Here is a 12,556-nt window from a genome sequence, read left to right on the forward strand (position 1 = left end):
TGCTTCGCTTGATCGATGAAGCGCCAAGTCTACCGGACCGGATCGCATGAACGAAACGCGTCATACCACCGTGATCGTCACGTCGATGTTGCTCTTCAGCGCCTTCGAATACGGGCAGGTCTGATGCGCCAGGTTCGCGATTTCCTCGGCCACCGCGCGCTCGATGCCCGGCAGGCTCACGTTCAGGCGCGCGCGCAGCAGATACGCTTCGCCGGCCATGCCGAGGTCCACTTCCGCATCGACGGCGGTGTCGGCGGGCAGGCGCGTCTTCAGCTTCGCGGCGGCCTTGGTCATCGCGCCGATGAAACACGCGGACCAGCCCGCGGCGAGCATCTGCTCGGGATTGGTGCCCGCACCCGCCGATCCGGGCGTCGAGAGCTTCACGTCGAGACGGCCGTCGGTGCTCTTCGCATGGCCTTCGCGGCCTCCGACGACGCGGGTTTTGCCGGTGTACAGGACGGTGTCGATCTGGGTCATGATGTTTTCCTCGTGTGGGTTCGAACGTTGGATTGCTTAGTGATGCGCGAAGAGCTTGGCCACGTCGTGCGTCGACGTGCCGCGCGCACCCGATTGCGAGACCGTGTCGGTCATGCCGCCGTACGCCTGCATCGGCATCGCGGCGCTTTCGCTGGCGATGGTCTGCGCGCTTACGCCGCGCTGCGAGGCGGGCGCGCCCACGAGCGGGTCGTAGTGCGGCGCGGGACCGTAGCCGCTGCCGGCGAACGCGGAACCGGCGGCGACGGCGCTGACGGCGATGACTGCGGCGGTGACGAATTGCTTGATCATGATTGGCTCTCTATGAGTAATGTCGGTCGATATTTAGTAATAGACTGGCGAGCCGGTTAGCTGCCCTGATACAGGCTGCGCAGCGCGGCGATCTGGCCATCGCGCTGCGCCTGAACCAGTTCACGCTTCACTTCGGCGCGGGTCTTGCCGACATTGTTCTGGCTCGCGGCGGTTTGTTGCGTCTGCACGTTCACCGGGCTGGCCGGCACGGCGGCGTGAGCGACACCCGCGACAGCGCTGGCGACGAGAGCGAAAGCAACGAGAGTGGATTTCATGGTGTTTCTCCTTGGCGGATGGATCGGTCAGTTGAATGAACTGAAAGAGTTGAGGCACTCGGGCTTCGCGGTGTTCGTCTTGCGTTTCACTCGTGAGCCGTCGTTGTGTGTATTTGAAGCCCCGCAGGTATCTGGCTTGTGTCCGGGAACGGGGCCTTGTGCAATGTTTTGTATCGCGTGCGATTCAGATACATTGCGATACGAAGCCCCGTTTAGCGCTCGGCCAGCAGCTTCTGGATCGCCGCTTCGGTCTGCGCGTAATCGCCCTCGCCGACATGCGTGTAGGCCACCTGGCCGTGCTTGTCGATCAGATAGAACGCCGGCCAGTACTGATTGCCATACGCGGCCCAGGTCGCATAACGGTTGTCCTGCGCAACGGGGTACGTGATACCGAAGCGCTCGATCGCGCGCTTCACGTTGTTCGTGTCCTGCTCGAACGGAAACTCTGGCGTATGCACGCCGATGACGACGAGCCCCTTGTCCGCGTACTTCCGATGCCACGACTTCACGGAAGGCAGCGTGTTGACGCAATTGCCGCACGCGAAGGTCCAGAAATCGACGAGCACGACCTTGCCGCGCAACTGCGCGAGCGTGAGCGGCGGGCTGTTGAGCCACGTGTCGATGCCGGCGAATTCCGGCGCGGCGTTGGCGTGCGCGTTGGTGCCGGCGGCGTGCACGGGCGCAATGGCCGCGCAGGCGGCCAGTCCGGCGCATGCGGCAGCGTTCTTGATGGCGGCGAGCATGTTGAAGTCCTCTGAATGCGGTAAGAATCGGGGCGGCGCGACGAGAAGCCGTCGCCCCGGCTGGCCGACGTTCGCATCGGCATGACCGCATTGGACTGCGCGCGCGTATCCCGCTTGTGTCGGGGAAAGGCGGCTCGTGCAATGTTATGTATCGCGCGAGATGCGGGATACACTGCGATACAAAACTTCCGCCGAATAGCGCTATAACGCAGACATCGCATCATCGGCGGGAGCTTCGAATGAAACGCATGCTGGCGGTTCTCGCCTTTCTCGTGGGCGGCATCGCGACGGAAATGGCCCATCCGGTTCAGTGTCTGCTGGTCAGCCCGAGCCGGTTGCAACTCAAGCGACAACGACAACGATCCATCGATGGAAACCACTGATCACGTATTGATCGTCGACGACGATCGCGGCATTCGCGAACTGCTCGCCACGTACCTCGAAAAGAACGGCATGCGTGTGTCGCTCGCGGCGAACGGACGGCAGATGCGCGCCGTGCTGGAGCAGCAAGGCGCGCCGGATCTGATCGTGCTCGATCTGATGCTGCCCGGCGAAGACGGTCTCGTGCTGTGCCGCGAACTGCGCGCGGGCAAGTACCGCGACGTGCCCGTGCTGATGCTCACCGCGCGCAACGAGGAAGCCGATCGCATTCTCGGCCTCGAAATGGGCGCCGACGATTACCTGCCGAAACCCTTCGCCGTGCGCGAACTGCTTGCGCGTATCCGCTCGGTGCTGCGCCGCACGCGCATGTTGCCGCCGGGAATGGAAGTGACGGAGGACGCGCAAATGCTGGCGTTCGGCGACTGGCGCCTCGACACGACCGCGCGCCATCTGCTCGATGCCGAAGGCACGATGGTCGCGCTCTCCGGCGCGGAATATCGCCTGCTGCGCGTGTTTCTCGACAACGCGCAGCGCGTGCTCACGCGCGATCAGTTGCTGAACCTGACGCAAGGACGTCAGGCCGATGCATTCGACCGCTCCATCGACCTGCTCGTGTCGCGTCTGCGTCAGCGTCTGCGCGACACCGCCCGCGAGCCGCGCTACATCAAGACGCTGCGCAGCGAAGGTTATGTGTTTTCGGCCGAAGTCAAACCGATCGAGTCTTCGCAATGAGCACGGTGTCGCCCGCTTCCCTGCTGCACTGGCCGCGCACGCTGTTCGCGCGGCTCGCGCTGATTCTCGTCGTCGGACTGGCGCTCGCGCAGACGTTCTCGTTCCTTCTGACGATGCGCGAACGCGACGATTCGATGACTCACATGATGATGGGCTACGTCGAGCGCGAAGTGGCAAGCTCGGTCGCGCTGCTCGATCATCTGCCGCCGGACGAGCGCGCGCAGTGGCTGCCGCGTCTCGCGCGCCGCAGCTATCAATTCATCCTCGGGCCGGGCGTGACCGGCGCGCCGCCGGATGCCGCGCTGTCGGAGCGTTTCGCGCGTTCGATCGACGAAGGCATCGGCAAGCGCTATCCGCTGACGGTCAACGCCGTGCCCGGCGACAGGGAACGCTTTCAGGTGCATCTGCGGCTGTCGGACGGCTCGCCGCTCACCATCGACATGCGTCCGATGGTCGGCACGCCGCTTTCCAGTTGGCTGCCGCTGGTTCTGGTGTTGCAACTGATCGTGCTCGGCGCGTGCTGCTGGCTCGCGGTGCGCCTCGCGACAGGCCCGCTCAAGCGCCTCGCCAATGCCGCCGACACGCTCGGCCCCGATCTCAAGGCCGAACGCCTGCCCGAATCCGGGCCGGAGGAAGTCGCGCGCGCGGCGAAGGCGTTCAACGCGATGCAGGACCGCGTCTCGACGTACATGACCCAGCGCATGCAGATTCTCGCGGCGATCACGCACGATCTGCAGACGCCGATCACGCGCATGCGCCTGCGCGTCGACGTCATGGACGACGAGGCAGCCGGCGCGAAGCTCCAGCAGGATCTGAAGGAAATGGAATCGCTCGTGAAGGAAGGCGTCACGTACGCGCGCACGCTGCACGGCACGAACGAAGCGCCGCGCCGCATCGATGCGGATGCGCTGTTCGAGAGCATCGTCGACGACTATCTCGACGCCGGGCAGCCGGTGACGTTGCGCGGCGGCATCGGCGGCGCGCTGATGGCGCCTCCGCAGGCATTGAAGCGCGTCGTGGGCAATCTCATCGACAACGCGATCAAGTATTCCGGCGCGGCGGAAATCGAAGTCGCCACGCGCAAGGATGGCCGCGCCGTGATCGCCGTGCTCGATCGCGGGCCGGGCATTCCGGACGAATCGCTGGAGGCGGTGTTCGAGCCGTTCGTCCGGCTGGAAGGCTCGCGCAACCGGCAGACCGGCGGCACGGGTCTGGGGCTCGCCATCGCGCGGCAGCTCACGCTCGCGATGGACGCGTCGCTTACGCTGCATCATCGCGAAGGCGGCGGGCTGGAAGCGCGTCTCGTCCTGAAAAAGGCGGCTTAAAATACGATGTCCTATATCGAACGAGGACTACACGTTAGTCCCGCTTGACGTTCGATGGCGATCTCCGCTAACGTTTGCTCCATGACGCGCGAACCTACGCGCGCACCGGACATTGCTGGAGACGCCATGCCCCGCCCCGCCGATGTTGTACGACATCGTTTGTTTTCTCCGCCGCAGCCGCCCGGCTGACGCCCGCTTCACGCTTCCCTTCGACATTCAAACCGGACGCCGCGCCGTGCGTCCGCGCGCCTGTGCGCGCGCTCAAAATCCGCATCGAGGAGACTTTCATGAAACAACCGAAACATGCATCGGCGGTGCGATCCGCCGCGCGCCGCACGTTCGTCAAATTCGCGGGCATTTCGGCGGGCGCGCCGCTCATCGGGGCGATGGGCGCGCTCGGCACGCTCGCGGGCTGCGGCGGCCACGACGATTCGGATTCCGGCTCCGGCTCGACGCCGCCGCCCGCCGCGCAAGACCCGATCTGGGGCCCGTCCGGTTCGGCGACGCAAATCGTGAACGCGCTGCAAAACGTATCGACGTCGATGTTTCCGGGCCGCCAGTTCCTCGTCACCGATTACGGCGCGAAGCCCTGCGCGGTCGTCGCGGCGGCGAATCCGTACACCGATCCGGCCAAATCGCCCTTGAGCTCCGGCGCCGACCAGACCCACGCGCCCAATTCCTTCGACTCGCGCCCGGCGTTTCTCGCCGCCATCGCGGCGTGCAACGCGGCGGGCGGCGGACATGTGGTCGTGCCGGCGGGCGCATGGTATTGCGCCGGCCCGGTCGTGCTGCTGTCCAACGTCGATTTTCATCTGTCCGCGAACTGCACGATCTACTTCAGCCCGAATCCCGCCGACTACGCGAAGGACGGCCCGATCGATTGCGGCCCGAACGGCAAGCTCTACTACAGCCGCTGGCAGGCGAACGACTGCCTCAACTACGGCCCGCCGGTCTACGCGCGCAACCAGAACAACATCGCGGTCACGGGCGAAGGTAATACGTCCGTGCTCAACGGCCAGGCGATGACGCCCTTCGCCGGCAGCGGCAACACCGCGACGTGCTGGTGGACGTGGAAAGGCAATAACGGCGTCTACGGCTGCGTGAGTTCGTCGACGCCTTCCCAGGCATCGGGCAATGCGAACAACGTCGATCTGAAAACCGCCGTGCCCGGCATCTCCGATGCGCTCTACGCCGAACTGACCAATCCCGCCACGCCCTGGCAGCAGGACCAGAACTATCTGCCGGCGCTGTCGGAGGCGGGCGTCGCGATCGAGAAACGCATCTTCGGCGTCGGCCATTACTTGCGGCCCTGCATGGTGGAGTTCATCGGCTGCACGAACGTGCTGATGGAGAGTTATCGCACGAACAACACGCCGTTCTGGCAGCACCATCCGACCGATTGCACGAATGTCGTGATGCGCGGCGTGACCGTGGACAGCATCGGCCCGAACAACGACGGCTTCGATCCCGACGCCTGCGACAAGGTCCTGTGCGAGAACGTCACGTTCAACACCGGCGACGACTGCATCGCGATCAAGTCGGGCAAGGATCTCGACACGCAATACGGCCCGGCGCAAAACCACGTCATCCAGAATTGCACGATGAACAGCGGCCACGGCGGCATCACGCTCGGCAGCGAAATGGGCGGCGGCGTGCAGCAGATCTACGCGCGCAATCTGCAGATGCTCAACACGTTCTGGGCGACGAATTCGCTGAACATCGCGATCCGCATCAAGACGAACATGAATCGCGGCGGCTTCGTGAAGGATTTCTACGTGGACAACGTCACGCTGCCCAACGGCGTGAGCCTCACGCCTTCCGGCTACGGCAGCAGCCTGCTCGCGGGCAGCCCGATCAACGCGACGGTGCCGCTCGGCGTCGCGACGGCGACGGCGGCGAATCCGTCGGCGGCGCAGGGCGGGATCATCACGTTCGACTGCGACTATCAGCCCTCGAAAGACGCGATCCGCACGCGGCCCGCGCTCGTGCAGAACGTGAACATTTCGAACGTGAAGGCGAGCAATGTCTCGCTGAACGGCGTGAACGGTTCGTGTTTTCAGGCGATCGTCGCGCAAGGTCCGGTCGCGTTCGATTACAACGGCCCCGCGCCCACGCCCGCGATTCCCGCGATCACCGGCGTGACGATCACGGATTGCGATTTCGGCACGCCGGTCGCGGCCGGCCCCGCCAGCGCGACGACGCCCGGCCCGATCTACGCGTACAACGTGCACGACATCGTGTTGAAGAACACCGTGATCGCGGGCGTAACGATGAACTCGACGGTCAGCGATCCGCGCTGAAGCCGAGGCGGCGCCACGCGAGCATCGGCAGGCGCAGCAGAAAGCCGAGGAGGAGGCGCGCGTGCATCCACGTGAGCAGCGCATTGTCGCGGCCATAGCGGAAATGCGAGACGCCGCCCTCTTCCGGCTTGAAATAGCGCACGGGCGCGTCGAGGTTGATCGGGCGCACGCCGCGCCAGCACAGACGCACCACCGCTTCGGGATCGAAGTCGAAGCGGCGCATCCAGGTTTGCTTGCGCATCAGCGCGGCGAGCGGCGCGATCGGGTAGACGCGAAATCCGTACAACGAGTCGCCGATGCCCATCCACAGCGTTTCCAGATTCGCCCAGCCGTTCGAGATGCGCCGGCCCTGCACGCGCAATTGCGGCGCGCTCGCGTCGAAGGTCGGGCGGCCGAGGATCATCGCGTCGGGGGCGCGCATCGACGTTTCCATGAACGCGCCGATCAGCGCGGCGGGATGCTGGCCGTCCGAGTCCATCGTCAGCGCGTGCGTGAAGCCGAGTTTCGCGGCTTCGTCGAGGCCCGCGAGGATCGCCGCGCCCTTGCCGCGATTCTCCGGCAGCACGATCACGCGCAGGCCCGGATCGGCCTGGGCCATTTTCGTGAGGCGTTCTGCGCTGCCGTCCGTGCTGCCATCGACGACGACCCACACCGGATTCCATTGCTCACGCGCGCCGCGCACCGTTTCGTCGACTTTCTCGCCGGGGTTGTAGCTCGGAATGAGGACGAGATGCGTGGACGAAGCGCGTGTCGAAAGCATTGAGAAAAGCGGGGAGCGAAAGAGATACGGCGAATTTTAACGTCTGCCGGCGCGGCGGCTTTCAGTCGCGCGGACGATGCGTGTCGAGTTCGCCCGCATAGAAGCGCTGCAATTCGGCGATGAACGCCTGCAGCGCGGCGTGATCGCGTCCCGGCGGCGCGAAACGGCGGCCGAGCGTCACGCGGTAGGTGATGGGCAGCGCGGGCTTTCGGAAAATCTGCCAGCCCTTGCCGAGAAAGCCCGAATCCGTCTCGATGATGAGCGTCTGCACCGGCACCTGCGCGCGCCCCGCGATCAGCGCAATGCCGCCCTTCAGCGGATTCACCGACGCCTGTTCCGTGCGCGTGCCTTCGGGAAAGAGCAGGAGCGGCGAGCCGCGCTGCAATTCGGCGACGGCGGCGCGGATCAACCCGACGGACGTGTCGTTGACGATATAACCCGCGAGCAGCGCGCCCGGCCCGAGAAACACGTTGCCGGCGACATCGCCTTTCATCACGCAGCAGGTATCGGGGACGCGCGAGGCGATCAAGAGCGCGTCGAGCAGGCACGGATGATTCGGCGCGAGGATCATCGCGGGCTGGTGCGCGAGCGCGTCGAGTTCGGAGAGATCGAAGCGGCATGCGCCGAGCGTGCGCAACAGCACGAAGTAGCCATGCCACACGCGCTGCACGGCAATGCGTCCGACGCGCCGCCCGGCATCGGCGGACAGCACGCGCCGCAAGATCCACGCGAACGGACACCACGCGAGACACACGAGCGCGAGCACGACGAGCGCGAAATAGAACGCCACGCACTGCCGCGCGGATTCGAGCGCCCGGCCAGCCGACACCTTCCCGCCCGCGCCGCCGATTTTCCGATGGGCGTCACTCATCGCTCGCCACCATTTTCGACGACTGCCCGAACACCCACGCCACCGCCACGCCGCCGGACAGCGCGCTCTTTTGCCGGACGAGCGGGCTGTCGGCGAAGCTCGCGCCGGCGAGATTCGCGTAGCGCATGAACGCGCCGACCCAGTAACGGCTGAAGCGCCGCGACATCGACACGAGCGCCTGCGTGCCCGCGTAGCCGCCGTTCGCCTGGAACGCGGGACGGCCGGGCGTCGCGTATTGCGGCGCGACCGTGTAGTAGTGGTCGCTGTATTTGCCGTCGGCGAACATCGGACCGGCGAGCATGCCGACGCGCAGCCCCGGCACGCCCGCGACATCGACGAGATCGAGATTCAGGTTCGGCTCGAACTGCCAGCCGACCGTCTTCGGCGACGATTCCAGCGTGATGCCCATGCGCACCGGCAGGCGCAGATCGAGCAGCACGTCGCGCGACGGCGAGCGCCACAGATGCACTTCCACCGACGGGCCGATTTCGATGGTCGGCTTGAGATCGGGCATGCCGGCGCGCGCGTTGTCGTCGCGGCTGGAAACGGGCAGCGAACCGAGCACGCTGATGTTGAAGTTGACGCGGTCGGTATCGAGCAGTTGGCCGCGCACGCCGTCGCGATCGGCGCGGAAGAACTTGCCGCGATAGATCACGTAGGGAAACGGAAAGGGCCACGCGCGCGTCTGGTCCGAGCCGGGATAATGCGGGAACGCCGCCACGCCCATGCCGATGCCCAGTTCCCACAACGGCTTGCTCGGCGGCGGTTCATCGGCGCATGCTGCCGCGCTCGCGACGAGCAGCATCAGAAACGCAAGACATGATCGCATCGTCATCAATTGGCCGATGGCTCCGCGTCGCTCAGATTGCGCTTGCGCATTCGATACGCCTTCAGCGAATTGCGCCAGTCGAGCGCGGCCGAAACGTAATAGACGCCCTTGAACGCGCGCAGCGAATGCCAGATCGGCGTGCTGCCGAAAATATCGCCCGCGAGCAGCGACAAGAGCGCTTCCTTCATGCGCAACGGGTTGCGCGGGCCCATGAAGAGATTGCGCATGGTCGGCGAGGTCATGCGGTAGATGAACCAGGAAAACTCGCGCGGGCCGTGGCGCACGTCGCGGTCGAACTTCGCGAGCGCGGCGGGCGCGTCGGCGGGATTGCAGAGCGCCGCGTCGATCGCTTCCGCGCCCGCGAACGCGCTTTGCATCGCGAGCATCACGCCGGACGAGAACACCGGATCGATGAACGCGAACGCATCGCCGAGCAGCAGGAAGTTGCGCCCGTGCGTCATGTCGCCGGTGTACGAATAGTTGCCCGTCGCGTGGACTTCGCTGATCAGTTCGGCCTCTTCGAGCCGCTCGGCGAGCGGCGCGCACAGCGCGATGGTGTCGCGAAAAAACGTTTCGACCGATGTGCCCTTCGGACGCCGCTTCAGATACGCGGGCCACACGACCGCGCCGATGCTCGTCGCGCCGTCCGCGAGCGGAATGAACCAGAACCAGCCGTGCTCGAACCAGAACACGGTGATATTGCCTTCGTTCTGCCCGTCGTTGCGGCGGGCATTCCGGAAATGGCCGTAAAGCGCCGACGAATTGTGGCGCTCGTTGCGGCGCTTGGTCTTGAAACGGTTCGCGAGCAGCGTATCGCGCCCGGAAGCATCGACGACGAAACGCGCGCGCACTGCCTCGATGCGGCCGTCGTCGTGCTCGGCGTCGATCGTCGCGCCCGAACCGTCCGGCGCAAACGCGACGTCGCGCGCGCAGCAGCCCTCGCTCACGTGCGCGCCGTGTTTCGCCGCGTTGCGCAGCAGGATTTCGTCGAGTTCGGAGCGGCGCACCTGATACGCGCTCGGCATCGACTTGTCCCAGGCGTCGGCGAAGAGAAAGCGCTGCATGCGATCGCCGTGCTGCGGCGACACGAACTCGGCCGCGAGCTTGACCATGCCGATGGCGCGCACTTCATCGGCGACGCCGAGGCGTTCGAAAAGCCGCAGATTCGCCGGCAGCAGCGATTCGCCGATATGAAAACGCGGATGCCGCGCCTTCTCCAGCACCCGCACGCGATAGCCGCGGTCCGCGAGCAGCGTCGCCGCGGTCGATCCGGCGGGCCCGCCGCCGATCACCGCCACGTCCCAGGTTTGCGTCGCTTCGCTCATTGCACTCCTTTGATTCGATTCATGCGATTCCGCCATTGATCGACAGAACCTGTCCGGTGACATAGGCCGCCGCGTCCGACACCAGATACGCCACCATGCCCGCGACTTCCTCCGCCGAGCCCGCGCGCTGCGCCGGCACCCGTTGCCTGATGCGCTCGGGCGGAAAAGCGCTGCCGAGCATCGGCGAATCGATGATGCCGGGCGCCACCGCGTTCACCGTGATGCCCCGCGACGCGAGTTCCTGCGCGAGCGCGCGCGTCGCGCCGATCAGGCCCGCCTTCGCGGCCGCGTAATTCACCTGCCCGCGATTGCCCGCGACGCCCGACAGCGACGACATGTTGACGATGCGTCCCCAGCGCGTGCGGATCATCGGCATCAGAAGCGGCTGCGTGACGTTGAAAAACCCGTCGAGCGTGACGTCGAGCACGCGTTTCCATTGCTGGCGCGTCATGCCGGCCATTGGCGCGTCGTCGTGGATGCCCGCGTTGTTCACGAGAATCTGCACCGGGCCATCGGCCAGGATGCGCGTAATCGCAACGTTCGTGGCGTCGGGATCGGTCACGTCGAAGGCGATTGCATGCGCCGTGCCGCCCGCCGCGCGGATGGCTTGCGCGCAGCTTTCAGCGCGTTCGATGCCGCCGTTCGCGTGAATCCAGACTTCGTGTCCGGATGCGCCCAGCGCGCGGCCGATCGCCTGTCCGATCGCGCCGCTGCCGCCTGTCACGAGCGCGCGCATCGCGTGGTTCCCGTCATCGATTGCATTGCGCCTGTCCGTTTCCCGTGTTGCGCGGCCGCATCGGCGAGCGCACGAGCGTGCGCGTCGTTAGTCTCGATGCGGCGGATTTCACTTGCATGACAGCGGCTGCCGGCGCGTGAAGCCGCGCCCCGCCTTATTTCGTGCGATGCGCGGCGACGTGCGCCGCGAGCGCGCCGAGGCTCGCGAAGATTTTCTGGTTGTCCGGATTGTCGGAGCGCAGCTCGAAGCCGTATTTCTTCGAGATCAGGAGCGCAATCTCCAGGATGTCGATGGAATCGAGCCCGAAACCTTCTTCATACAAGCGCGTATCGGCCGAGACGGCCTTGGGATCGACGTCTTCGAGATTTAGTTCGGCGACGATCAGCTCGGCGAGCTCTCTTTCCAGTTCGTTCATCGTGTGCGTGCGGGCCGGCGCAAAGACGTGCGCCCCGGGTTCTCCGCACGCCATCGGCTGCCTGTTTCGAGATAATTGCAGTGGCGAAATTCTAGACGATGCCCTCTGGCCCGCCTAGTAGGAAAGGTAACCGGCCGGAATGAATGCCGCACGGCGAAATTTCCGAGAAAAATCAGCGGTTTCGCCGCCGGGCGGGACCCCTGCGCCGGTAGGGTAAAATCCGCCGCTCCGACGAATGTAAGATCATCGAACAATCGGTTACAGACCGGGCGCGCACCCGCGCGGGAAAATGATCGTCAGCCGGGCGACTGCCGGGTTTTTGTTCAACAACTAAGCGTTCCGTAACGAGCGCCGCAGCCGCATTCATGTTGCGTACCTTTTTCCTTCTTTCAGGCGCCCCGCGCGCAGCGGAATTACGCCGATGAACGCCGCCCGATTTCTGCGCGCGGCGGGCGTCGTCGGCGCGATCGCCGCGTACCAGCTTGCCGCGCATCACGCCGCTTCCACGCCGGGCGCGCACGCGCTGGGGCTGGCGCTCGTCCTCGCGCCGATCCTGCTGATCGCGCTGAACGCCTCGACGCGCTCGCCGGCACGCGCCTGGCTGCTGCCGCTCTGGGCGCTCGCCTGCGCTGCGTTGTGGGTGGAGCGCGCGCCGCTCACCGCGCATTTCGGCTGGGGCCTGTGGCTCGAACACGCGTGCTTCAATCTCGCGCTCGCATGGATGTTCGGCCGCACGCTCGTTCACGGCCGCGAGCCGCTGTGCACGCAGTTCGCGACGCTGGTCCACGGCAAGCTTGAACCGCGCGCCGCGCGCTACACGCGGCGCGTCACGGCGGCGTGGACGCTTTTCTTCATCGCGACCGCGCTCGTGTCGACGGTGCTGTTCGCGTGCGCCTCCATCGTCGCGTGGTCCACCTTCGCCAACTATCTCGCGCTGCCGCTCGTCGGGCTGATGTTCGTCGCCGAATACGCGTGCCGCCGCTTCGCGCTGCCGGATATGAAGCCGTCGAGCATCATGGACGCCGTTCGCGCCTACACGCATTCGATGCAAATGCGTCGCAGCGGAGCGCAGTGATGT

The 12,556-nt window shown here is 65.6% G+C and carries 15 protein-coding genes; 5 read left to right on the plus strand and 10 right to left on the minus strand.

Annotated elements, in window-relative coordinates:
* Positions 1-60: 60 nt before the first annotated feature.
* The 4 genes from NOV72_RS05470 to NOV72_RS05485 form a co-directional block, all read right to left on the minus strand.
* Positions 61-477, minus strand: a complete 417-nt coding sequence (locus NOV72_RS05470) for an organic hydroperoxide resistance protein (RefSeq protein ID WP_106853574.1) — start codon at positions 475-477, stop codon at positions 61-63.
* A 36-nt stretch (positions 478-513) separates the two neighbouring features.
* Positions 514-786, minus strand: coding sequence for a hypothetical protein (locus NOV72_RS05475; RefSeq protein ID WP_106853575.1), 273 nt, complete (start codon positions 784-786; stop codon positions 514-516).
* Positions 787-842: 56 nt separating this feature from the next.
* Entirely contained in the window at positions 843-1,061 is a 219-nt protein-coding gene (locus NOV72_RS05480; protein WP_106853576.1) for a DUF4148 domain-containing protein, read from the minus strand.
* A 212-nt stretch (positions 1,062-1,273) separates the two neighbouring features.
* Positions 1,274-1,804: a thioredoxin family protein gene (locus NOV72_RS05485; protein ID WP_106853577.1), complete on the minus strand. Its 531-nt coding sequence runs from the start codon at positions 1,802-1,804 to the stop codon at positions 1,274-1,276.
* Positions 1,805-2,043: 239 nt separating this feature from the next.
* Here NOV72_RS05485 and NOV72_RS32190 point away from each other — a divergent pair, with 239 nt between their 5' ends.
* From NOV72_RS32190 to NOV72_RS05500, 4 genes are all read left to right on the plus strand, one after another.
* The gene (locus NOV72_RS32190; protein WP_181290856.1) at positions 2,044-2,187 is read left to right on the plus strand and encodes a hypothetical protein; all 144 of its coding nucleotides are present in this window, start codon (positions 2,044-2,046) and stop codon (positions 2,185-2,187) included.
* Positions 2,174-2,917, plus strand: a complete 744-nt coding sequence (locus NOV72_RS05490) for a response regulator (protein ID WP_106853578.1) — start codon at positions 2,174-2,176, stop codon at positions 2,915-2,917. The genes NOV72_RS32190 and NOV72_RS05490 overlap by 14 nt, the downstream gene beginning before the upstream one ends.
* Positions 2,914-4,242, plus strand: a complete 1,329-nt coding sequence (locus NOV72_RS05495) for a HAMP domain-containing sensor histidine kinase (RefSeq protein WP_106853579.1) — start codon at positions 2,914-2,916, stop codon at positions 4,240-4,242. Before NOV72_RS05490 ends, NOV72_RS05495 begins: the two co-directional genes overlap by 4 nt.
* 287 nt (positions 4,243-4,529) lie before the next feature.
* Positions 4,530-6,542, plus strand: a complete 2,013-nt coding sequence (locus tag NOV72_RS05500; protein WP_106853707.1) for a glycoside hydrolase family 28 protein — start codon at positions 4,530-4,532, stop codon at positions 6,540-6,542.
* Here NOV72_RS05500 and NOV72_RS05505 read toward each other — a convergent pair.
* The 6 genes from NOV72_RS05505 to NOV72_RS05530 all read right to left on the minus strand — a co-directional run bounded on the left by NOV72_RS05505 (position 6,526) and on the right by NOV72_RS05530 (position 11,478).
* Positions 6,526-7,302 carry a glycosyltransferase family 2 protein gene (locus NOV72_RS05505; protein ID WP_106853580.1) on the minus strand — a complete coding sequence of 259 codons (777 nt, stop codon included), beginning with the start codon at positions 7,300-7,302 and terminating at the stop codon, positions 6,526-6,528. The genes NOV72_RS05500 and NOV72_RS05505 overlap by 17 nt on opposite strands.
* A gap of 61 nt (positions 7,303-7,363) precedes the next feature.
* Entirely contained in the window at positions 7,364-8,173 is an 810-nt protein-coding gene (locus NOV72_RS05510) for a lysophospholipid acyltransferase family protein (protein WP_106853581.1), read from the minus strand.
* Positions 8,166-9,008 carry a MipA/OmpV family protein gene (locus NOV72_RS05515; RefSeq protein WP_106853582.1) on the minus strand — a complete coding sequence of 281 codons (843 nt, stop codon included), beginning with the start codon at positions 9,006-9,008 and terminating at the stop codon, positions 8,166-8,168. The genes NOV72_RS05510 and NOV72_RS05515 overlap by 8 nt, the downstream gene beginning before the upstream one ends.
* On the minus strand, positions 9,008-10,327 hold the full coding sequence (locus NOV72_RS05520; protein WP_106853583.1) for an NAD(P)/FAD-dependent oxidoreductase: 1,320 nt from the start codon (positions 10,325-10,327) through the stop codon (positions 9,008-9,010). The genes NOV72_RS05515 and NOV72_RS05520 overlap by 1 nt, the downstream gene beginning before the upstream one ends.
* Before the next feature lie 19 nt (positions 10,328-10,346).
* A complete protein-coding gene (fabG, locus tag NOV72_RS05525) occupies positions 10,347-11,063 on the minus strand; it encodes a 3-oxoacyl-ACP reductase FabG (protein WP_106853584.1) in 717 nt (238 codons plus the stop codon).
* A gap of 154 nt (positions 11,064-11,217) precedes the next feature.
* Positions 11,218-11,478: a phosphopantetheine-binding protein gene (locus NOV72_RS05530; protein WP_061145949.1), complete on the minus strand. Its 261-nt coding sequence runs from the start codon at positions 11,476-11,478 to the stop codon at positions 11,218-11,220.
* 421 nt (positions 11,479-11,899) lie between these two features.
* Between NOV72_RS05530 and NOV72_RS05535 the strand changes: the two genes are divergently transcribed.
* Complete coding sequence (locus NOV72_RS05535) at positions 11,900-12,553, plus strand: COG4648 family protein (RefSeq protein ID WP_106853585.1); 654 nt, start codon at positions 11,900-11,902, stop codon at positions 12,551-12,553.
* Positions 12,554-12,556: the final 3 nt, after the last annotated feature.

The organism is Caballeronia novacaledonica, assembly GCF_900258035.1.
GTDB lineage: Bacteria > Pseudomonadota > Gammaproteobacteria > Burkholderiales > Burkholderiaceae > Caballeronia > Caballeronia novacaledonica.